The following is a 25,413-nucleotide window of genomic DNA, read 5'->3' on the forward strand; positions in this document are numbered from 1 at the left end:
GAGGGGTGGTCTCCGGTGGCGATCGAGGTTTCGGCCGAACTGGCCAACTTCCTGCGGTTCCTGGTCGGCGAGAAGTTTCCGAAGGCCGACGAGACCAACCTCTTCGCCACCGCCGAGGCGCTGCGGCAGGCCGCCGAGCAGGTGGCCACGTCGAGCGAGACGTTCGGCGACGGGGTACGGGCGTACCGGGCCGGGGTGAACGGGCAGGCCGAGGACTCGTTCGTCGACACGATGGAGCGCTACGTCCTGCACAGCCCGGGCTACCTCGGTCTGGTGTCGAAGTACACCAACCGGATGGGGGACAGCTACCGGGGCACCGCCACCGAGGTGCAGTACGCCAAGCTGATGATCATCGCGGCGCTGCTCGCCCTGATGGTGGAACTGCTGACGGCGCTGGCGATCGCCTGGATCAACCCGGGCGCCGCGCTGGCCCGACTCGCGGTCGGCCGGGTGATCATGCGGGTCATCTTCCAGAACGTCACCACCCGGGTCCTGTTCCAGGTCGCCATGGCGCAGGCCGTCGGGATCGGTCTCCAGACGGTGATGGACCGGCTGGTGCAGCTCTACCAGATCCGCAACCACACCCGCGACGGCTGGAACAACGAGCTGACCCGTGCCGCCGCCGAGGTCGGCTCGCTCGGTGGCGCGGTCGGCCTCGGCCTCGGCGGGCTCATGCAGGGGCTGGAGCGGCTGGTCCGGTCGACCAACATCGGTCGGCGGGTCGGGCTGACGGCTTCGTCGGACACCCCGGACCCGCACGGCTTCCGGCCGGGTGAGGCGGCCCAGGAGGTCGCCAACGAGGGCATCAGCGAGTGGCTGACCGAGTTCGTCTACAACGGCATGACGACCGGCGAGTGGGACGCCGACGGGGCGGCCGTCGTCGCGGGCGCGCTCTCCGGGGTGGCGAGCGTCGCCGGCACCGCCATCGGCCAGCAGCTGAACAAGGCCACGAGCGGTGGCCGGGACCGTAAGGCGGACCCGTCGGCGCCTGCGGACCCGGTGACGGACGAGCAGTTGCCCGCGTACGACCCGGTCCGCCTGCCGGCGTACGACGAACCACCGTCGTACGCCGAGGCGGTGACCGCCGTGCCCGGGGCGGGTGCCGGCGGCACCGGCACCGGCGGTGCGATCCCCGGTGGAATGACGCCCGGCGGTGCGATCCCCGGTGGTGCGATCCCCGGCGGGACGACCCCCGGTGGCGCGACCCCGGGCGGTGCGGGCCGGGGCGGTGCGGCGGGGGGTGCGGGCTCCGGGGCCGGCGGGACCGGGCCGACGGCCCGTCCGGGTGCCGGCGGTGGCTCCGGCGACGCCGACCCGGCCGGGCCCCGGCCGGCCGACGGTGTGTCGACACCGTCGGGGGAGCCGGCCGGGCCCGTGCCGGTGGACCCGCTCGCCGTGGGTGGCAGCCCGGGTTCGGCGGGCCCGTCGACCGCACCCGACGTGTCCGCCGCCCCGGACCTGTCCACCGCGCCCGGTGCGTCCGCGCCGGTGGACCCGTCCTCGTCGGCCGGTACCCGGGCGGGCGGACCGCAGCCGGTGGGCGGACAGGGGCCGGGCGGATCGGCACCCGCCACCCCGCAGTCGGGGGCCGGGTCGGGGACGCAGGCGGCGGGCGGATCGCAGCCGGGGGTCGGGTCGGGCTCCCGGGCGCAGCCGGTGAACGCCTCCGGACCCGGTGCGTCGTCGGGCGTACCGGCGGCGGGTCCACAGCCGGTGCCGGTGGGTGCGGTGACCGTCGCCCCCGGGGCCCCGGGGGAGGCCCGTGGGGTCGTCCTGGAGCAGCGGCTGACCGGGGTGCTGCCGCCGTACGACGGTACGGCGGCGGACTGCGTGATCCGGCTGGCGGCGGTGGTCGGTGAGTTCTCGGCCCTGCCCCGGGTGACCCGGGACGACACGGCGGTCGACCCCGCCCGTCCGGAGCGGGACCTCGCCAGGCAGCTCGGCACCGAGTGGCAGCCGGTCTCCGACTGGGCGCAGGTGCTCGGCCCGGTCAGTGCCGCCGGCCCGAACGCGGTGGCGGCGGTGCTGGTGGAGCCACCGAACGCCCCGCGGCACGCCTTCGCCCTGCTCAACGACGGCGGCGAGCTGTTCTGGGTGGAGACCCAGGCGACCGAGGGTCGACGGGTGCGGCCGGTCGGCGAACCGCCGGAACTGCCGGTGGGCGCCCGGGTCATCGTGCGGGACGGGCAGGGAAAGCCGGTGCCGGTGACGCCGGGCGGCACGGCGACCGTGAGTGCCCTGGTGGACCCCGCCAGCACCAGCCGGTACGGCATGTCCCGGCCGGAACCGACGCCCCCGGACCCCACCACCAGCCAGCCCGTCGAGCCGGTGACCGTGCCGACGGCCGAGCCGGCCACCCGGACCGTCCAGGAGCTGCCGGCGGACCTGGTGCGGGTGCCGGCCAACGGGCGGTGTCTGCCCTACGCGGTCCTGACGTCCGCGCCGGGGCTGGTGTCGCATCGGTTGGCGGCTGCCGAGCTGCTGTCGCCGCAGGTGGGTGAGTGGCTGGCAGAGCCCGACGACGTGCGTGCGGCGGTGGGCTGGCATGCCGAACAGCTCTCCATCGGCGCGGTGCCCGTCCCCGCCGACGCGCCACTGGGCCGTACCGCCGACGCCCTGATCGATCTCGTCGCCGGATATCTGACCATGCACCGCGACGCCCTGCCGACGGTGATCCCCGAGGTCCGTCAGGCACTGGCCGACCGGGAACGGGTGGAACCCGACCTGGTCTCCCGCGCCGACCGGATCGCCCTGCTGGAGCGCAACGGGTTCACCGACCTGACCGGGTTGACCGACGACGACCTGCGCACCACCTACCTCGACTGGTACGCCTTCCAGGCCGGGCCGCTGACCGACCAGGAGTTCGACGTGCTCCTGGCCGCCGTACGCGACTGGTCCCGATCCTGGTCGGAACCGGTCGGTGTGGCCCTGCTGCCCCTGCTGGCCTACGCGCTCGACGTGTCGTTGAGCGTGCGCAGTCGTGCCGACGGCCGGGTCCGCGCGGTGTACGGGCCGGCCGACGCCCCAGCGGTGTCGGTCTACCACAACGACCGTGACCACTTCGACGCCTCGTCCGCCGGGTCGGACACCCCCGCCGCCACCGACCTCCCCGCCACCGACACTCCCGACCGCCAGGCTGCTCGGGACGTTCCGGCCCCTCCCGACTCCCCGGTCGTCGCCGACCCGCCGACTGTTGCGGACGATCCGACCGCTCCGGTCGTCGTCGCCCCGCCGGCCACCGCCGCCGATCCGACCACTCCGGTCGTCGTCGACCCGTCTGCCACCGTCGCCGCTCCGGTCGTCGTCGACCTCTTCGGCGTGCCGGGCACCCCGGGAAGGCCGGTCACCCCCGACAGTCCCGACTCCCTGAGCGTCGCCGAAGTCCCGAACGAGTCGCCGGTCGGCGCGGATCTCGACGGGACCTACGGGCCGGCGGTACGGGCCGCCCGCATCACGCCTGAGGAACGCGACGACGCCGGGGACGTACGCCTCAATCCGCTCTGGTACCGGCTGGCGGACTTCCCCGCCCACCTGCTCGACCCCGCGCGGGCGCGGTCCTGGCGCTACGTGGTGGCCGAGGACGGCGAGATCTACCTCGGTGCGGCCGACGCCGCCGCGGCGATGCGGCCACGGGACTTCCGCGCACTGCTGGCGGGGATGCGGCAGCACGATCCGGAGCTGACCGCCGAGCGGTTGCGGGAACAGCTCGGCGGGCAGGGCCACGCGGGCCTCGCGGTCGGCTTCGACGCGCGGGGCCGGGCCATCGAGCGGCACGCGCGGGTGGGTGGCGAACTGACCTGGAACGAGTCGGCCCGGCGCTGGCAGGTCGACGACCGCTCGGCCCAGTACATGGGGGTGACCCGCCCGACGATGAACCCCGCCGAGGTGCAGAGCTGGTTGGGCACCGTCGCGGCGGTGGTCGGCGACCGGCTCGACCGGGACGTCACCGCGGTCCGGCACACCCCCGACGACGCCGACCCGGTGGCCACCGTCACCGTCGACTTCGCCCCCGGCCAGCGGGCGGCCGAGGACGGGCAGTTGCCCGAGCTCGACCTGTTCGTCGACCAGGTCGTCGCCCAGGCCCGCCGGGCGTGGGAATCCGACCGGCCCCGGGTGGTGCGGGTCCGGATCGAGGGCGGCGGCAACGGCGGCCGGCTGCTGCGGCGGGGGGCCGACCGCACCGGACGGCGGCGGGCGGCCTCGCTGGCGGAGCTGGTCGGCACGATGGTGGCGGCGCGACTGCGGGCCGAGGGGATTCCGTCACGGATGGCGCGGGTCGACCAGAGCAGCCGGGGTGCCGGCCGGTCGAAGGCACCCGGCGGCACGCAGCGCCCGGCGACACCGCGGCAGCGCCGCCGGGCGGTGCTCTGGACCGAGCCGGGGCCCGCCTACGTCAACCGGATCCGTCGCCGGGAAACCGCGTCTACCGGGCGCGCCGGTCAGGACCGTACCGGCCGGGACCGGCGACGGGGGCGTGGGTCCACCCCGGCCGGTCGGGCGGACCGGCCCGCTGCGGGCCGACTGCGGCAGGACCCGGACGGGACCTGGTGGTACGGCGGCAGCCGGGTGGTGACGCACGACGTACCCGGCCGACCGGGGAGCATCGCCCTGCTGTCGGACCGGGAATGGCGTCGGATGGCCCGCAACCCTCGGCTACCCGCCGCGACCGACGGGGTGACGGTGCTGGTGCACGGGGCCGGCGACCGGTTCCGGGTGCCGCTGCGGCACACCGACGGCCGTACCGGCGAGGTGACACTGAGCGTCGACGAGCTGCACACGATGCTGGAGTCCCCCGAGCGGGACGGCCGGCGACTGGCCCTGCTGTCGTGCGCGGCGGGTCGGATCGGCGCGCGGTCCGTGCAGCGCCTGGCCGACCTGCGTGACACCGACGTGTTCGCGCCCGAGGGCGACCTGGTGGTGGGCGGGGCGACGGCGCATCTGCCGGTGTCGGTCGACGGTCGGCCGTGGGCACTGTTCGTGCCCGACGGCACCGGGGCGTGGGACGTGGTCAACGACGAGATCGTCGACCCCGACCTTTCGGACACGCCGTTCGCCGTGCCGTTCGCCGGGTACGCCAGCCGGGCCGGTGACGCCGACCCGGACGGCGTACGGCTGACCAACACCCCGCTGCCGCCGACCGGGTGGGACCGGATCCGCATCATCGGAGACGGGCTCTGCCTGCTCAGCGCGGTCGCCGTCGCGACGCCCGAGGCGATGGCCGACATCGCGGGCATGCCGCCGGACGCGGTCGACCGGCTGCTGCGGGTACGCCGCGCGGGCGTCCACGACACCGACCTGACCGATATCGACACGGCGCTGCGGGAGGAGATCCTGCGGCGGGTGGCCGACCCCTCCCCGGCGATGGTCGAGCTGTTCGACCAGGTGGCCACAACCTGGCTGTTCCCGGTCGGATACGACGTGCAGACCACCCTGCTCGACGCGGTCGACACCTGGGACTGGCAGCGGCTGCTGCCCGGCCAGGACGATCCGGACGACGGTGGCCGGGTCGGTGACGTGCTGCCCCTGGTGATCGGTGCGGCGCTCGGCCGGCCGGTGTGGCAGGGGCGGCTCGACCCGCCGTCGGTGACGGTGCTCTGGCCGGACGGCGACGGGACGCCGGTGCGGTTGCTCTACAACGGGCGCGACCACTACGACGCCTGGGTCCCCGACGCCCTCGTCACCCCGGCCACCCCGGTCGGCGTCCCCGACGACGGCGGCCGGACCGACGACGGCGGCCGGACCGTCGACAGCGGCAAGGAGCCCAACTGGCGAGGGGTGGCCAGCAGCCCGAAGCGGCGGGGGGTGCTGTGGCCCTGGGACGGCGATGAACTGGCCACGACGATGACCACGCTCATCCGGCAGGTCGACGCGGTGGACCTGCCCGGCCAGCACCTGCTCGTCCTGCTCGCCGACGCCGAACGTGCGCTGCTGCTCGGTGGGCGGGTGCTGCCCGAGGCGATGCTGGACGCCTTCTTCGCCGGCGGGCACAACGGCGGGCCGTTTGCGCCGACCGTCGACGTCGATCCGCGGGCGCCGCTGGTGCTCACCGTGGTCAGCGACGACGACGCGGACGCGGTGGCGTTCGGTCGCTCCGTCGAGCGGGAACTACGCCGCCGCCTGGACGTGGGCCAGGCGGCACCGGCCCACCTGAGCGTGGTGGTCATGCAGGAGTCCCAGGTGCCCGCCGAGCCGGTACGGATACCCCGGCTCCGCTTCCGGCTCCCCGTACCCCCCGCCGGGCAGCTGTCCCGGGCGCAGCTCGCCGGCCTGCCCGAGCGGGTCCGGCAGGCGTACGTCGCCCCACCCGACTACACGGCCGGCGACCCGGCCCCGGCGTACGAGCCGTCGTCGCCGGACCGGCGGCACGAGGGTACGGCGGAGTCGGCGGCGGCGGCACAGCTGCGCGCGGAGTCCACCCCGCCCGGCCCGGTGCGGCGGGTGACCGTCGCGGACACCGGTCTGGCCGACGGTCTCGGCGGGCACCGGGGCTGGTTGCTGCGCGGCGGATGGCCGTCGACGGTGGCGGACACCACCGGGGCGGCCCCGGTGGAGCTGGCCGTGGCGGCCCCGGCCGACACCACCCGGTTGGTCCGGCTGTCGTTGCCCGCGGTCGAGGACCAGCCGGCGCTGGAGGTGGACGCGCTGGTGGAACCGCCGTCAGGGGCGTCGCTCGACGTCGACCCACGCCTGATCACCGTGGTCCCGCTGTGGCGCAACGACTTCGTCGACGGCCCGGTGGCGCAGCCGATCACGGACCCGCCCGAGATGGTCCGCCGGGCCTGGCAGTACGTGATCGAGGACACGGAGCAGACCGAGACCGCCGGGATCCTGGCCGAGCGGTCCGACCAGCACGACGACAGCCCGCTCGACGGGATCGAGCGGGCGATGCTGCAGGCCCGCGTCCTCGCCGCGATCCGGGAGACCTTCTGGGAGACGTTCGGGGATACCCCGGCGTACGCCGCCGGGCTGGCCGCGTTCCTCAAGATGCCCGAGGACACACCCCTGGCCGACTACTGGCAGCACGAACCGGTCCGCGAGCTGATCCTGCGGCGTTCCTGGCAGCTGCTCTCCGGGGTGCTGGTGACCTACGTGGACCGGTACGGCTGGCGGGGCGCACACCGGATCGTCGTGCAGCCCGGCCGGCTGGACGCCGGGTCGTCCGACGTGCTGGTCACCCCGGACGGCACCCGCTACACCGCGGCCGACTACCTGGCCCGGCTGCCGACCACCGGGGGCACCCGGGTGCTGTTCTTCCCGGACCTCGACCACGCCGCCGTGGTGGAATCCGGCTTCATCCAGGGGGTACGGGCCTCCGCCATCGTCGTCCTGCCGACGCTGCTGCCCGCCGACGTGCACTGGATCGTGCTCGGCGCCAGTGCCGTCACCGGCGCCGAGGTGAGCCAGCTCGTCACCCAACTCGACGGCGCGCTCGCCCGGGCCACCCTGCACGCCGCGGACCCGGTCGAGGGTCGTGAGCTGGCCCAGGCGCTGCTCGCCGACCCCGCCCTGCGGATCTACGAGGACGACGACTGGCTCGCCGAGATCTTCGACAGCGGGCTGCTGACCACGCCGACCGAACCCGTGCGGCTGCTGCTCGCCCGGACGGAAGGGGGAGACGTCGCGAGCATCCGAACGGAGTTGCGGGAGGCCGGGGTCCTGTTGATCGATCCAGCCGTGCTACCGAGGCACCGCGTGCTGATCGAGATCACCGATCCCAGTCCGGAGCTGGTGCAGTCCTTCGAGACCACCCGTGGTGGGACACGCTGGGCGCAGTTCCTCTTCGACGGCAGGTACGCCGCCGACCATCCCGACACGTGGCGGGTGATCAGCGAGCCCTGGTCGCGCATCCAGTCCTGGCTGGCGGTCCTCGACCCGGGCCGGACCTATCCCTGGGACCAGTTCCTGCTTGCCAGGGCACATCGGGACCAGGTTGTGCGGCGCATCGGTGAAACCTCGGGTGCCTGGCCGGGGGCCGGTCACCGCTTCGCCCCGGTGTCGCCCGCCGCACTGGCGCAGGTGCAGGAACTGTTCGCCGGCCGGTCCACCCGGGAGGGGGTGATCTGGACCGAGTCCGCCGAGTCGCCGAGTCAGACGTTGTTGCTGGTCGATTCGGCCGCCCGGAAGATCATCGATTATCCGATCGTCTATTTCGTCCCGAAGCCGTCCGAGACCCGGGTGGCGGTCACCGTCCCGCAGCGCGAGGACCTGCGCGGCCGGGGGCTGGTCGTCGCCGCCGGGCAGCTCGACGGCGACCGGCTGACCGGCGACGGCTGGGAGGTGACCGCCGACGAGGTGATCGAGAGCGAGGCGTTACGGGCGCATCCCCGGGTCGTCCTGCTCGACCGGTCGCCGCCGGAGGGGAGCCCGTTCGTCGAGCGGCTGCTGGAGCGGGGCGTCGGCGTGCTCGCGCCCGACGCCGACCTGGCCGGCTGGACCGCCGTCTACCAGCTCCCCGGCTGGCAGTTGGAGTTGACCGGCCCGGACAGCGCGGACCTGCTGCGCGAACTCCGGCACGAGTTCGACACGGTGGTGCTCAGCGCGGCCGGGGCCCGCCGCCGGACCCCGACACAGACCGCGCTGGTGCGCGCGGTCTTCGACATGCTCGGTCGGCCGTTCGGGCAGGAGGTCGTCGACGGTCAGCTCCACCTTCCCCTGGACCGGTGGGCCTCGGCCGAGGCGTTCGCGGCCGAGGCCGGCCACGACGGGCTGGTCCTCGTCGGCGGCTCCGGCCAGCACCGGCACGAGCTGACCCTGCGGGTCCCCGTCGACCAGGTCCGGGTGTTCCAGCGCTGGTCCGGCGAGGAGCTTCACCTGGTCACGGTGGACCAGGCCACGATCGCGCCCGTCAGCGACTTCCTCCGCGACCGGATCGCGACCGGCCCCGTCGTCCGCTGGACGCCGGACCTGGGTCGGGCGGCGCGGGCGGCGGACGTGGGCCTGCCCTATTCGGACCACCTCACGCTGGGCGGGCTGCCGATCCCGGCCGACCACGTCGACGACCTGATCCGGACGATCCGCGACAACCCGTCATGGCGCGGCCTGGGCTGGGCGGTGGACCCGGACGCGGACGACGACGTCCAGGCCCTGGTGTGGCTGGGCGCCGAGATGGCCGCCGTGGAGTTCCCGGTCGACGCCGGTGAATCCCTGCTCGCCGTGGGCATGCCGGTGTCGGCCGTGCCCGCCGCCGACCGGTACGGCGACGGTGTGGTGCTCTGGTCGCCCGGTCGCTCCGGCCTGCCGGACTCCCTGCGCGCCGCGGCCCGGGTGGCCGTGGTGCCGCTGTCCGAGCTGGACGACGTCGTCGACGGCGTCCGGGCGGGTGTCCCCGCAGCCGAGGCGGTCGCGGTCCTGAAGGAGCGACTGCCCGAGGGGACCCGGATCATCGTGGTGCCCGGCGAGGTCGAGTCGATCGCGGAGATCCCCGAGATCTTCGACGTGGTGTTCGCGGTGGTGACCCGCTCCACGATCGGCGACCCCGGAACGTGGACGGCGTACGCGTGGTCCGACGAGGAACTACGGATCGGTGTGCTGACCGGCGCGGACCTGTCGTACGTCATCGCCGGGTTGGCCGCCACGGACCCGACGCTCCGGGAGCAGACCGTGCCGGCCCCGACGATGCTGGCGCTGCCCCGGGCCGCGGTGCGGTTCCTGGCCGAGACGGTGGCAGCCCGGGACGTCGACCAGCCCGACGGCCCCGCCGTCACCGAAGTCGCCTTCGTCGCCGTCGAGGAGATCAGCGCCGACGACCACGTGTACACCCTGCCGGAGGGTTCGGTGATGCGCGTCATGGCACCCGGTCCGGACGGGGAGCACGTCCTGCACGGGTGGTTCATCGACGGGGATCAACTGGCCGAGGTCAGGCACGACATCCTGGGCGAGGAGGACGGAACGCTGGCGACGGCCCTGCCGAGCCAACTCGCCGACGACCTGTCCTACGACAGGCGGCTCGCGATGCTCGAACTGGCCCGTCTCGTCGGAGTCGGACAGCCCGTGACCGACAATCCGCTGCGCCAGCACGGGATCCGCCCGGCCGACCGCACCTTCGTGCCCGACTGGACGGTGCCGGTCGGCCCGCCGGTCGGACCGGCCTGGTGGGTCGGCGCGGACGTGTCGGTCATCGAGATCACGTCGACCCCCGCCGGCCGGCTCCCCGCCCGGCGGGTGCTGGCGTGGGAGGTGACACCCCCCGCCACCGGCACCGGGCAACCGTCCGACGACGTGCCGCCGCCGCAGCTGATCGCGGTCCCCTACCGGGACGGACCGCTGCTGGGAGTCATGCCCGACCAGGTCTGGGCGTGGGGGCTGGGCCCGCTGCTGGGCGAACGGGGCGTCCTCGTCGAGCCCGGCGTGGTGAGCGGCGACGGGGTGACCACCGGGCGTCCCGACGGGCGCGGCGCGCTGCCCGCCGACGATTACCGGGCGATCCTGCCGGACACCGCCGCCGGCCTCCCCGTCGTCGTGCTGCTCGACACCGGTACGGCGGCCCAGGAGTTCGCCGGGGCGCTCGCCGCGCGGTCGGCCGTGGTGCTGGTCCGCACCGGGGACGGGCAGTGGCAGGCCCACCATCCCCGGCCGGGCACCGGCGTTCCCGACGTCATGACGGGACCTCAGGTGTACCAGCTGTTCCACCAGGCCGTCGCGGCGGTCACCGCCGACCTGGCCGAGCTGGCGGGTGCGGTCAACGACCTGGGCCAGGAGTGGGGCGGGACCATCCCGCGCGACGGCGTCACCCTGTGGGGCCGGCTGTCCGGGCTGCCCGCCGGCACCCTGGCGGACCGGGCCGCCCGGCTCGCCTCGGCCCTGTTCGGGATGGACCGGCTGCGGGCCGCTGTCGACGGCCCCTCCGGCGAACAGTCGGTGGGCCGCGTGCTCACCCACCTCGGTCTGCCCGGAGCGGCGGGGCAGCACCCGGCGTTGCTGGCCCGACGGCTGCACGCGCTGCAGTTCGCCCCGGTGCCGGTCACGGCCCTGGGGCTGCTGCCGGACAACGCGGTCGCCCTGGTCTGGCTGGGTGACGCCGTGGTCCTCGTCCATCGTGCCCCCGACGGCACGCTGACGCTCGTGCGGCCGCAGGCCGAGTCGGCCGACCGGCTGACCGCGCTCGACCCCGACGGGCTGACCGAGCCGCCGTGGATGCTGCTGGCGCAGGGACGGCTGGTGGCGGTGCGCGTCGCGGGTGGCCACCGGGTGCTCGGCGGCCAGGTCGTATCCGACCCGCCCCGGTATCCCGCCCAGGAGTGGCTGGCGGACCAGGACCCGGACCTGCCCTCGGACCCCGACCGGGACCCGTCGTCGGACCCCGACCGGGACCCGCCGTCGGACCCCGACCGGGACCCGCCGTCGGATGCCGACCAGGACCGGTCGTCGGACCCCGACCGGGACCCGCCGTCGGATGCCGACCAGGACGCGCCGTCGGACCGGGAGCCGGATCAGGACTCCTCATCGGACCGGGACCCGGATTCCGCGTCGACCGGCGCGGCGGGGACCGAGTCCGGTTCGGGCGACACCGCGTCGGTGTCGACCGGCTCGACGCAAGGGACCACAGCCGCCGCGGCCGGCCCGTCCCCGGCGGCGCTGCACGCCGCCGGGGAGGCGCTGCGCCGGCTGTCGGCGGCCCGCCTCGCGGTCGGTCGGCAGGTCCGCCGGGGCAGACCGTCCCTGCCCCGCCTCGCCGGGTGGGTCGACGCGGTGCAGACCGACGAGGCCGCTGCCACCGAGGACAGCTCCCGGGTCCGGGCGGTCAGCGCCCACCTCGTCCTGCACGGGCGGATCGGCGACCTCCCGGTGACCGAAACGGCGGTGACCACGCTCAGCCTGGCCGGGTTCCACCAGGCACTGGGCGGGCGGCCGGTGGCAATCGACGTCGGCCGTCCCGGTTCGCTCATCCAGGCGTTGACCCGCCGACCGGGGGCGATGGTCCTGGTCCACGAGCAGCCGCCGGACGCGCCCGGCCGGGTGTTCTGGCTGGTCGCCGACGACCGGGACGGTGCCGTGGTGCCCCGGGTGGTCGACCCCGCCCGGCCGGGGGTGTTCGCCCGGTCCGCCGCCGACGACCCGGTCACCGCCGCGGCGCTGACCCGCGCCGGCACCACCGCACTGGCCGTGGACGCCCACGGCGACGCGATGGACCTGGCCGACTTCCTCACCCCGTCGCCGGCCGGCCTCACCCGGGCCACCGGTGACCCGGCGCTGGTCGTGGCCGACGCCACCGACCTGGTCCAGGCCATGGTGCGGCTGGTCGACGGATACTTCGGGCGGACACCCCGCACTCTCGGCGGGCAACTCACGGTGACCCCGGAGACCATCCCCGGCACCCTGGCCGCCGCGCTGGGCGGACAGTTCGAACCACTGCACGACGTCGAGGCCACCGTCACCGCGCTGCGCGCCGCCCCGGGCTCGGTGGCGCTGGCGTACCTGCCGCGGGCGCAGGAGCCCGGACACCTGCTCATGTTCGTCGTCGAGCCCGGGTTGGCGACGGTGCCGGCCCAGCTCATGGTCGTCGGGGTCGATGCCGTCGGGCTCAGCGACGCCGACCTCACCGAGGCGCTGTCCACCGGCCGGGCCCAGGTGCTGCTGCTCGACGCGACCGGCGAGGCCCGCCAGGTGCCCGGTCGGGAACCCACGGCGGAGCAGGTCACCGCGGTGCGGACCGCGGTCACCGCGCAGCCGCTGCTGATCGGGGTGCCGCACACCGGCCACCCGGCCTGGAGCGACAGGCTCACCGCCCGGGTGGCCCGGCGACTGGGCACACTGGGCGTGACCATGGCCAGCGCCCGGCCCCTGCTGCACGCGCTGGCCGCCGACCCCACCGGGTTCCTGCACCACGGCTCCGGCCACCCGGTCCGGGTGGGCCGGGACAAGCGGTTCGCCTGGGTACGCCTCGTACCCCGCCCGAGCGACACCGACGAGGTGCGGCTCGCCCCCGGCCTGGGCGGCATCGAGGACCGGCGGACCGCAGGTGTGTCGGCGTCGACGTGGGCGCAGCCGCAGACCGCCGTCGCACGGGTCGTGGTGCCGATCCCCGCCGGAGGAGTCGGGGTGACCGTCCTGGGTGGTGTGCTGAGCAGCCGGGCCGTCCGCACGATCGGGCAGTCCCTCACCACCGGGGAGAACGGGATGATGATCGGGGTACCCGACTCGTTCCTCACCCGCAGCGCCGTGTTCGTCCAGGTCGAACTCACCGAGCGGCCCGCCCCGCCGGCCTGGGCCGCCGTCCCGGCCACCTGGGTGCCCGGCGACGGCGACCACTTCTGGTTCCGTACGCCCGAGGTGCTGGCCACGATGCGGCCGATCAGCGACGGGGAAGCGCTGACGGTCGATCGCGCCGGGGTGGCGTTCCTGCGGGACACGAGCTACGTCGTGGGCGTCGTCGACGACGGCGCACTGGCGACCACCGTGCAGTCCGGCATTCCCGACGTGGTGCGACGCGGCAGCAACATCAGGGTCTGGCGGCTCTGGGGCGGCCACCGCGCCCTCGACGCGGTGCAACCCGGCGCGACCGGGCTGACCGCGACCAGTTCGTCGTGGCTGCGCCGGCCCGCCTACGCCCAGGGGGTCCGGCCCGCCCTGCGGCTGACCTCGCTGACCCCGATCGGTGAGCTGTCCGAGTCGGCCCTGATCCGCGCGGCGGCCTCGGTCACCACCGGTCAGTCGGTGCAGTCCGCCTCGGACCGGGGCGGCTTCCTCGCGGTGCTGATCGGGCGGGCGTTCGGCCTGTTCCGGCTCTCCGCCGGGCCGACCGTCTCCGTCGTGGACCGTCGGGTGCAGGCCCTGGCACCGCAGGTCGAGACGACCACCGGACAGGAGACCGGCGACCACGTCCTGGGGCTCTACCTGGCCGAGTACACCGGCACGGTGCGGTGGAGCATGCACCGGTCGGTGACCCGGTCGCTGGCGTACCGGTCGCTGCGGCGCGGCCCGCAACCGGTGTCGGTACGCACGCTGCTGGTCGTGCCACAACAGCACGTGACGGCGCTGTCCCAGGTCCCCACCACGGACCACCCCGACCGCGATCTGGTCGCCCTGCTGGCCCGCACCGTCGAGGCCGGCACCGACGACCCGCGTACCCTGCCCGACTACCTGTGGCAGGGCGACCGGCTGCGGATCGGTCGCGGCCTGTTGCACGGCGGGGAACTGGTCGCCGGTCTGGTCGCCGACCGGCTGCGGCAACTGCTCACCGACGACCGCAACGCGGCGTACCGGCAGTACCTGCCCGACTGGGACGACCCGAAGGTGCAGACCAGCCGGATCAGGCGGGCCCTGGACCGGCTCGGCAACGAGGAACGCCTCTCGACGCAGAACAGCGTGGGCCGCTACTCGGCCCGACTGCTGGGTACCGCCGACGGGGAGCTGCTGATCGAGCTGCGGGTGCGCGACCTGCTGTCCGGCCGCACGTTGCAGGTGCGGATCGGGGTACGGCGTCGCCACCCGGACACCGCACCCCGGTACCTCGGCCGGCGGGGCACCCACCCGGACCCGGTCACCGCCGACCTCCCCGAGCCCAGCGACAGCGAGACGAGCGAGTCGGAGGACGACGAGCCGACGGTGAAGCTGCGTACCAGCCAGGGCCGGGCACAGGCGGCGACGAACCGGGCGGTCCGCAACGTCGCGTCGGGCGTGCAGGCGGGCGCGTCGGTGGGCAGCGACGCGCTCGGTGGCGCCGCCGGGATCGGGGTGCGGCTCCAGGGCGTCTGGCGGGACGTCATCGAGGTGACCCAGGGCAGCCAGGCCGGCGTCGTCGGCGTCGGCGGCGGCGCGGTCGCCGTGTTCGCCGACGACGTCCGGTTGGAACTGTCGGCGTCGGTCATCGTCGAGTACCGCGGGTTGCTCGCCGACGCCTGGCGGTGGCTGGCCGACCACCCCGTGCAGGCGCGGCCACTGCGCTTCGCCGGGGACGCCACCATCGACCTCGAACTCGGTTTCTCGGTGCCGTTCACCCAGACCGTCGCGGTCGGGCAGCCGCAGCCGGTCGTGCTGCCCACGCCGGTCGGCGCGCCGGGTGCGGGCATCGTGCTGCGTGAGGCGCTCGGTGAACTCCTTCCCGCGGCCGTGAGCCCGCCGCGGCAACGGTTGCGCAACCTCGGCGCGGCACTGGCCCAGCACACCGTCACCCACCATGTCCACGGCCTGCCCGAGCTGCGCGAGCAACTGCTGGACGCGTTGCGGGGCGCCACCGCGGACTACATGGACGCCGGGCACCTGCCGTCCGGCACCGGCGGTCGTCGGCGGGGCACGGCGTTCAGCGGTGACATCCCCGGCACCCCCCTGCACCAGTGGCTGAACGCCTTCGTCGACCAGGGCCACCTGGCGGCGCTGCTGGCACCGGCGACCCAGCAACCCCAGCCGGTGCACGCCCCCAGCGTCGTCGTCGGCGACGACGTGCCGGTCACGGTGTTCGTCTTCGCCGAGGTGACCGGGCACGACCAGACGCCGTCCGGCGCGCTCACCGGCGACGGGTACGAGAGCGCGGTCGCCGGGTACGCGGTCCGCCGCTCGGCCACGGACCGGGGCGGACAGTTCCGGCTGGAGGTCGGCGGGGGCGGCGCGGCGTGGCGGGCGGCCGAGCCCAGCGCCCCCGCCCAGCCCGGTGACGCGGGCGGGGAAACGCCTGGCGGTCAGGCACCCGCCCCGAACCCCACCCAGCCGGCCGCCCGCACCCCCACCCAACCGCCCGCGACCCTGGCGCTGCGGCTGTTCGGCCGGCGGCAGATCGAGTGGACCAACGGCGAGACGGTCCTCGCCGTCGCCGAGGTCGAACGGACCATCAAGCACTCCGAGTCCCGGACCGTCCTGCTGGGTGTGCACGGTCGACTGCGGGTCCACCTCGCCGTGGTGCTCACCGAACCCAAGTGGGTGCTGCCCGACCGGTCCTTCACCCGCTACCGGCAGGTGGGCGACGTGTCCCTGCTGGGTCAGATTTCGGCCGAGGAGTACCAGCGGGCCCTCGGCCCGACCCCCGGGGGTTGGCGGCTACCGCGCGAGGTCACCCCGCCGGCGGCGCAGGTGATGCACCAGACCAGCCGGCTGGTGGACGTTCCGGCCATCGGTCAGGCCATGCTGGGCTGGCTGCGTTCGCTGCGCCTCGGCGGCGACGAGGGAATGGAACTGGTCGGCCACGACCGGAACACCAGCATGAACGTCAGCACCGTCCTGCACCACACCGACCCGGTCACCGTCGCCGCGCAGCTGGGTGACCTCTTCGACGGTGGCCTGAGCTTCGTGTTGCGCTACCCGGGACTGCTCAGCCGTCCGGCGGTGCAGATCATCGTCCGGGCGGTACCGGCCACCGACCCGCCACAGGTGGGTGAGCTGCGGGCGGGGGCCAGCAACCTGGAGGTGAGCACCGTCAGCGAGGTCGGCGGCGGACGCCAGTCCGGCGAGGCCGTCACCGACGAGGTGGTCCCGGTGGCACACATCGGGGAACGGGCGGCGCTCAACGCGCTCGGGGCGCTGGGGCGTACCGCCGCCGGCCGCTCCAGCGACGTCACCCTCGGCCGGGCGGTCAGCGCCGTCGAGACCCCCGGCCCCTGGCTGCCGGTCGACTACGGGTCCCAACGGCTGGTCTTCACCGCCCACCGTCGCCGTCAGGAGATCGGCCGGCACGAGATCACCGTGCCGCTGCGCACCGAGACCGCCGCCGAACACCTCAACCTCACCTACCGGCCGACCGGCCCGGCCACCGTGCTGCCCGACCCGGCCGCGGTGACCGACGCCCCGTTGACCGTGAGTGGGACGGACGGGCCGCTGCGGCTGGTGCCGATCCCGGCCGACAACTGGCTGGCCTGGCGGGACGGTGCCGTGCCGGTGCCCGACCGGTACGCGGCGCTCGGCTTCAACGGAGCCGCCGCACTCCAGGCCACCGCGCTGCGGGCGCTGCGGATCGTCGGCTCCGGACCGACGGTCGGGATGCCCGGAACGACCCTCAACCACCAGTTGATGACCCTGCTGGGACGGACCCACCTGTGGGCCGCCACCCCACACCGGATGGCCGGCCCCTACGAGATCACCCTCGCCGACGGTTACCGGATCGTCCTGCACACCCGGATCACCGCGGTACGGCTGGACACCGTGCTCGTGCCCGCCGAGGGGAACTCCGGTGTCGGTGGGGCCGGCCGGCACGGCGACGCCCGGGTGGTGGCCCGCGCCGACGCCGCCCTGCCGGACACCCTCGGCACCTCGGTCGGGGTCGTGCCGGCGCTCGGCGTCTCCGTGCCGGGCAACTCCAGCCAGCAGGAGGCCGCCGGGCACCGGACCGACGTGATGTGGCTGGGACTGGACGACGAGGGCGCGCGGGCGAAGGTGTGGTGGACCACCGAGACGGTCGTCGTCGCCGAGCACACCGACCTCACCGGCACCCGCCGTACCGCCGTGCAGGTGACCATGCCCGACTCGCAGCCGGTGCTGGTCGATCAGGCCGAAGCCCTGGACCACCTGCTGGCCGGTGACGCACCCGGGAGCGCGCCCGTCGACCGGGTGGTCGTGGCCGGGCTCCTGGAGCAGGCGGTCCACGCCGCGAAGCAGGCGCAGAAGGCGCTGAAGTCCTGGCGGGAGCTGGAACGGATCGCCCTGGTCGCCGAGTTCCCGGGTGCCGCCGGCACCGCCGCAGACACGGTCGCCAGGGCCGCCGCCGCGAACGCGACGGAGCGCGCCGAGGCGGAGGCGTCGGCCCGCCGCAGGTGGTGGGAGGCCCGAGCCGAGGTCGAACGGCTGGTGGCGCTGGCCGCCGGCCACCTCGGCCGGGGTTCCGCAGCCGACCCGGTCCTGCTTCCCCCGACCGACGGTGCCGATCCGACGCCGCCCGGTGGACGACCCGCCCCGCCGGCGGCCGGGCGGCGTGACCCGGTCGAGCCGGTTGACCCGGTCGTCGACGACCGTGCGCCGGCCACCTCGGTCGCAGCCGTAACCCCGGCCGGGCCGTCACCGTCACCGTCACCGTCACCGTCGATGGTCCGTGCGGTGACCGACAACCAATTCACCGCACTTCCTCCCCCCGCCGCCGGGGAGGTCGTCGACGTCAACCGCAACGGCCTCTGCCTGCTCGAATCCGTGGTCGTCAGCGCGTTGCCCGAGGTGCGCGGCCTGCTGCCCGACGGGTACCACGGGCAGCTCGACGAGATCCAGGCCTGGCGGGACGCCCGAGGGCCCCTCGACGTGACCCTGCCCTTCCGCCTGCGCCCACTGGTCCTGCGGGTCGCCGACGGCCTGCGCGCCCAGATCCATGCCCTGCTCGTCGACGGCCGGCTCGCCGAGGTGGAACAGGTGATCGCCGACGGCGGACTACTGGGCCGGGGTGTCAGGGCACAGCGGCGGGTACGCGTCCAACTTGCGCGGACCGTCAACAGGTGGCAGGCGGACTGGGCGGCCGACACCGGCGACTACCTCGTCCTGTTGGTCGGAGCGGCGCTGCGCCGCCCGGTGGTGCTGGCCACCCCCGTCCCGTCGGCCCGTCCAGCCGTCGACCCGACCGCCGGTTCCCGGCCCGCCGGCGACGCGCAGGCGGCGGCCCGTGACCAGGCCGCCGACGACGCGCAGGGGAACGTCGGGAGCTGGTCGATCCGGACGGTCTACAACCCGCGCTTCGACGGTGCCGAGGCCCGGATCAGCGAGGGACCGGTGCTGCTCTACCTGGCGAACGGCCACTACCGGGCGTGGCTACCGGAACCGGACGTGCTCGATCTGGCCCGGGCCCGGGAGGAGGCGCTCGAACTGCCCCGCCCGACGGCCGGCCTCTGGCGCGAGAGCACCGATCCGGCGACCCGCCGGCCCACGACGCCCGGGAGCGATCCCGGGTACGGCGCTGCGAACAGTGACGCCGTGCTCAGCGACGCCGTCCTGAGCGACACGGACAGTGACGCCGTGCTCAGCGACGCCGAGAGTGATGCCGGGTCCGACGGTGCCGTTCTCGGCCATCCGGGCGGTCATGCCGGCGTGCCCCGGCCGACCGGCCGGGGACGGCACCCGTTGACGCTGGCGGGGTTGGAGACGGCCGTGCAGGAGACCCAGGACGTGCAGGCTGCCGTCCGTCCGGCCGGCTCGGTGACGGATTGGCGTCCGACCGAGGATCCGTTGTCGTGTCTGGCTCTGGCCCGCCGGTTCGCGGCCGTCCTGCATCCGGGCATCGACGGGTTCGTCCGGCCGGGCCTGCGGGTCGGTCGGACCCGGGACGACGCCGCGATCGGCACCCGGTGGGCCGGCGAGTTCGCCGGTGACCGGTCCGACTGGGCGGTGGTGGATTCCTGGGCGCAGGTCGAGCGGGCGCTCGTCGCCGCCGTGCCCGGCACCGCCGTCTTCGTTTTGCTGGAACGTGCGGGCAGTGCCCCCGGGCACGCCTTCGCGGGGTACCGGTTGGACCGGGAGACCGATCCGGTGCGGTGGGTGCAGTTCGGCGGTGACCGGGGCGCGGTGCTGCTGCCCCGGGCCGCGGCGGACAACCGGCTGCCCCGGCTCAACGCCCTCGGTCCGGAGGTCGCCGCCCGTGCGGTCCTGGTGGATCCCGACGGCACTGTCGATCCGGCGGCGCTCGTCGACACCGGGACGTTCGCGCCCGTCGCCTCGACCTCGGTGGCGCGGGCGATCGTGGATGCGCCGGTGAACCGGACCTTCCTGGGCCACGGCACGGAGTTCGAGTTCTTCGAGATGCTCGACCTCAGCGCGGCCGCCGACATGTTCACGGACGCCACCGCCGAGACGCTGCCCGGTCTGGCCCGGACGAAAGCGCTCGCCAGGGACCCCAAGGGAACGGCAGTCATCGAGGTAGAGACCAAGACATACTTCCGCGACAGCGGCGACGGCCAGCTCTACCGGCGACCGGGCCCGAAGCGGACCGAGGAGGCCGTCGCCATCCTGGAGGTCATCGTCGGCGTCGTACCCGACACCGACGCCGAGATGGACGCCCACCACGGCGGCGAGTCGTTGTACCCGGCGATCACAGCGTTGGGTCAGGCCCTGTCGGCGCTCACCGGGCCTGTCCCGTTCGCCCAGCTCCTGGGCACGGTGCAGGCCGCCGGCCACCTCCCCCAGGTGGCGCTGACACCGCTCGGGCGCAAGGTGAACGTCGGCCCGCGCCCGTCGGACAGCGAGCCCGGCGCCCGGGTGCACCACAGCATCGGGGTCCCGCTCGCCGGCGCCCACTCGTTCCTGACCTACGTCGCCCGGCACACCTGGCGCAGCCCGACGAGTGTGTCCCCCTCCTACGCGCGCCCCCACCTGGAGGACGCGTTGTCCTTCGCCGACACCGTGGCCGACCACTTCGCCGACGGGGGCGGTAGCCCTCGGGACGTCGCGGAGCTGCGCGGCTTCGCCACCGTGCTGTACTCCAACACCGCGGGCGTCGCCGGAGCCTGGCTCCACCGGGGTCTGGTCAAGGAGAACGTCGCGGCGTTGTCCCGGCAGGACATGCGGACGCTGCTCGACGCGTTGTCCCCGGCGGTACAGGCCTACTTCCAGGCCAACTTCACGGAGATCGCGCAGTTGTTCCGCGGGATCTTCACGGACCGGTTCCCGGATCTCGAAGAGCGCTTCGAGCTGAGGACCAGGGTCAAGCTGGTCGGTGACTTCCTCCAGAACGTCGCCTTCGTCGACGAAAAGAACAACAACAAGCAACATTCGATCATCGACTACCTCCGCGGAGACGTGCGGCAGCATCTCGGGTACGGCGGGATGACCGTGATCAACGGTTTCGACACGTCCAACGGTGCGCTGCCGCTGATGGTGCTGGAGGTCCGGTACTTCGGCGCGCAGCACGTCGACGGCGCCACCGCCGAGGTGGAGGCAGCGGTCCTGCGCCGGGAGGCCGCGGCGGCCTTCGACGAGGCGCTACAGGTCACCGGCGTGGCGGTGGAGCGTCCGGGGGGCCTCCAGCTGGCCCTGCCCGACCGGGACCTCTGGCCGATGTGGCGGCATGCCGGCCCGCCCGGCCTGCTCACCGTCGAGTTGCCGCTGTACGCGCTGAACTGGTCGCTACGCCCCCTGTTGCCGGTCTCCGACGAGGTGACGGCGATCCGGGTCGTCCAGCACGTGGGCCTTCCCGAGCACTACGTCTTCCTGCAACGCCTCGCGGACCTCACCGGCCGGCCCGTCTACGCGTTGGCCGGGGAGGCGACGCCGGGGTGGGACGCGGATGCGGGGGAGCTGCGGGTCGACTGGCCCGACGGCACGCGGCCCTGGCTGGAGTTCCTGCCGGCGCTGTACGACGCCGACAGCGACCGGGGGGTCCGGCGGGGAATCGACCCCGACGGGGTGCTCGTCCCGCTGGACGACCGGGTCGACCTGCTGGACCCGACGACGGTCCACCTGAACCTGTATCCGCCGGACGTGGCGCATGTCCTGCCGCCCCTCTTCGGCACCGAGGACCCCGACGTGCTCGACCTGGTGCCCCTGATCCAGGCGTCCGGCAGCCGCCAGCTGATCTTCGCCGGTCCCGACGCGCCGACGTACCTGGCCGGCTGGGCGACGGCCGTCGTCGAGACGGTCATCGCCCAGTCGACACCGGTCGAGGGTCTCGTCCTCGTCGGGCACCCGCTGCCGCACGCGGCGGCGCAGACCCTGGTCGACGTGCTCGGACAGGCGGTGGCCGAGCAGCCGGGACTTCTCGTCACACCGGTGGTCCTGACCCACGGGGCGGACATCGACATCACGACGCGCGCCGGCGCGGCCCGGATGGTGTCCACCGACGACGGCCTCGGCGGATGGCGGGTGTTCCGGCCGGACCAGAAGGGCCGCACGGGTGCCGTCCCCGACGACCTGCGCGCGGTGATCACCGCCCCGACCGTGGCACCGGAACAGCCGCAGGGCAATGCGGACCCGCTGGGGCCCGACGGGGCGGAGCCGGCCCCGCCCCGCCCCGAACCCGGCACGGTGCCGCGCGGGGACGACGAGCCGTTGGAGTGGACGATCCGGCGCGCGATGGCACAGGTCGCGGTCCGCGAGCACCACTGGGTCGACCCGGTCAGCCGGCCCGGACCCGCCCAGGACGACCGCTACGAGGTCGTATCGCGGTTCGAGGCCCGCCGGTTCCACTACGGCGGCCAGCCGGTGACCGACCTGACCGTGCGGGTGTGGCTCGACGACGATCCCGGTCGGGCGATGTTCGCCGCCCTCGAACGGGAGGTGCACCGGGTGTTCAACACCAGCGCCGACGCGACGGCGTACCGGCTGCCCAACCGGTTCGGCGACCTGCTGCACGTGACCGTGGAGCGGGCCGCCTCCCCGCACGACGCCCACCTGCGGGTGCAGGTGATCGACGAGGGGCCGACCGACCAGTTCCACTGGCGTCGCGACGCCGCAGAGGAGGACCTGGTACACGAGTTCGCCCACCAGCTCGGCCTGCGCGAGGAGTACCGCGACGCCACCGCACCGCACCGCCCGCACGTGCCGGGCAGCCTTCTCGGTGACCTCGCGGGTCGTCCCACCGACGCCCTGTCCAACGAGGAACGGGCGGCGCTGTCCGACGAGGAGAAGGCCCAACTACGGGGCATGCGGTGGGCCGGGCTGCGCTCGCGGCACCTCCACCTGCTGGCGGCGCTGGTCGGCGAACCGGACGCCGACGGGGAGTACCGGGCGGTGGACCCGGTGCTCCGACCGATCGGTGTCGCGCCCTTCGCACCGCAGAGCACGACGGGCCAGCCGGGGCAGCAGCCTCCGGCAGCCGATCCGACGGTGCCATCGGTCAGGGCGGCCCAGCTGGAACGCACCTGGCGCACCCGGCCCGAGCGCCTCGACGTCGAGGCCCCGGTCCGGATCGCCGCGGACCACGCCGTCCGGGCGGTTCTCGACCGGGTGGAGCTGCTCCGCCGGCCGTGGGACCTGGAACTGCTCGGCGACACCCCGCCGACGACGGCCGTTGGGGGCCACCAGCGGCTCACCCCGGCTGAACCGGTAGCTGACTGGGCGGTGTTGACCGGACCCGCCCGCGACGCGATCGCCAGGCGGGCCGCGCTGGTCACCTCCTGGTTGGCCGGCCTGCCGCAGTCGGCGACAGCCGGCACGGCGGTGGAGTTCGGTCTGGTGCTGGGCGTGCCCCCGGAGCTGCTCGCCGATTCCCGGGACAACGCCGTGGCCCGCGTCCTCGCCGACGCCGCTGCCGACTTCCTCCGGGGCCAGCTCGACGCCCGGCTCCCCGTCGGGATGCTCCCGGTACGGGTCATCGTCGAGGTCACCGCCTTCGACGGGGTCGTCGACGGGGTCCGTGAGCAGATCCGGATGCAGATCGAGCTGTCCCTGCGCCGGGTGCTCCCCGGCCCGGTGTACGCCGACGTCCCGACGTCCGGCAGCGCGGTCGGCGGAGTCCACGACGGTCGGGACCTCCGCGACGACGTGCTGCTGCGCGTCACCGAGGCGCGGCAGGCCCTCGAAGGGCTGCCCGCCGGGGAACCGGAGGCCGCGGCGGCGGTCGTCGTCCACCGGCTCGGCGGCGTCCTGGTCCGGCTGCTGCCGGTGCTCGTCACGCCGGCCCTGGCCGCCCCGTTCGCGGCCCACGCCGCCCAGGTGCGTGGCGTGCTGGACGATTTCCGGTGGCTGGTGGGCCGGTGGGCGCAGCAGTGGCGGACCGGCGACGTCGAGGTCGCCGAGCTGGTCACCCGCGCGACCGGGACGCTCGACGCGATCGTCGACCTGACACCGCTGATCGAGCTGGCCCCGGCCGCCCACCGCGACCTCGACCTGACGCCGCTGGTCGACGGCGACCAGGCGGACGACGCGGACCACGTCGCGGCGCTGGCCCGGTTCCGCGCCGAGCTGAGCCGGCTGCGCGACGCCACCGGGATCGCGCTGGACGGGCCGATCATGCAGGTCTACGGCTGGCAACTGCTGACCCAGGCCCTCGGGGCGCTGTGGTTCGGCGTCACCGGGGGCCCCGAACCGGTCGCGGACTCACGCGCCCTCGGGGCTGCCGCTGCGGCGCTGGACGCGTACCACGAGGTGGTCGGCGGGCTCGGTGCCGGCACCGCCGATCTCGCGGCGATCGACCGGGCCGCCGGGGCCGTCGGGGTGCTGGCCGGCTGGCTGCGTCCCCAGCCCGACCAGGCGGCGACCGACCGGGAGCTCGCCCGGCTCGACGACGCGCTGGCGGTGGTGGGCCTGCGCACCGACGCGCAGCTCGACCGGCTCGCCCTGGACACCCGGGAGGCGATGCTCGACGGGCTGCTCGACGCGGCGACCGCCGCCCTGGACACGTTCCGGATCAGCCGCGACCCCGGCCGTGGCGCGCTCGCCGGGATCCCCGGCGCGCCGGGCCCGCTCGCCGACTGGATGACGCTGCTGCGCACCCTGCAGCAGATGAGCGCCCTCTGGAACGGCGGGGAGCCGGACCGGCCCCGGCTGCGTGCCATGCACGGCCTCGCCGGACAGGTCCGCGACGGCATCGCGGCCGGTCGGGACGACTTCGTCCGACTGGCCAACCGGGAGGCTCCCGGTGGCGACCCGCGTGCGGTGTCGGACCGGGTCCTCGACGCGCCGGCTGCCGGGGCCCGCCGCCCGGCCACCCCGGTCCGGTCCGCCATGGGCGTGACCGGACCCGGGACGGTGCGACCGGGCCCCGGTCAGGTCCTGCTGCACCTGGTCGTCGAGGTGCCCCGAGGGCGGCAGAGCGGGGCTGCGGAGCCGGTGTCGACCGACCTGCACCAGGACCCGGCCACCGGGCGGGTACATCTCACGACCGGTGACCCGTACGCCCCCGTCGCCGTGTTCACCCGGCCGGAGACCGCGTACGGGGTGGCCCGGGGGATGGCCGACCACCTGGCGCAGGTGGGTCTGCCCTCCGGCGACGGCCCGGTGGTACGCCGGTTCGTGGTCGACGCCGACGCGTTCACCGCCCCGGCCGACGCGCAGGTGTACGTCTTCCCGGCCCGTGACTTCGCGGCCCTGGTCGACCGGGCCGAACCCGGCTCGCTGGACAGCTACGCGACCGACCCGGAAACGGTCGACGACACCACCCGTGCCCTGGACGCGCTCGCCGCCGCCGACACCCCGGTCGTCACCGTCGACGAGGCCAGCCGGATGCTGCCGACGCGGGAGCCGAACGCCCGACACCGGCCGCGCCCCGAGCCGGCCCCGGTCGCCACCGGCGACCGACCTGCCGGCACCGCCGTCCCCCCGGTCGCCCGTCGGGACGCCGGTCCGGCTGCTGCCGTCCCGCCGGGCACGGTGCCGCCCGGTCCGGTCCCGTCGGGCACGGTGGTGCCCCCGGGCGCGGTCCTGGCGGGGGTGGTCCTGGCGGGGGTGGCCCTGCCGGGCACCGTCGTCGTGCCGGGACTCGGTGACATCCTGGTCACCGGACTCCCCGGACTGCCGGTGTACCCGCCCGGCGCGCGGTCGACCACACCCGCCCCGGTACCGGACCGCCCCGGCAGCCCGCCGCGCCGCCGACAGCGCACCCCGCGACCGGCGGCCGATCGGGGGTGAACCGGCACGCCCCGG

At 74.9% G+C, this 25,413-nt stretch carries 1 protein-coding gene; it reads left to right on the plus strand.

Annotated elements, in window-relative coordinates; all coding sequences use genetic code 11:
* Positions 1–15 precede the first annotated feature (15 nt).
* Complete coding sequence (locus ACN265_RS10450) at positions 16–25,398, plus strand: hypothetical protein (RefSeq protein WP_421407111.1); 25,383 nt, start codon at positions 16–18, stop codon at positions 25,396–25,398.
* The last annotated feature ends 15 nt before the right edge of the window (positions 25,399–25,413 follow it).

It is taken from the genome of Micromonospora sp. WMMD730 (genome assembly GCF_049178955.1).
Taxonomy (GTDB): Bacteria; Actinomycetota; Actinomycetes; order Mycobacteriales; family Micromonosporaceae; genus Micromonospora; species Micromonospora wenchangensis.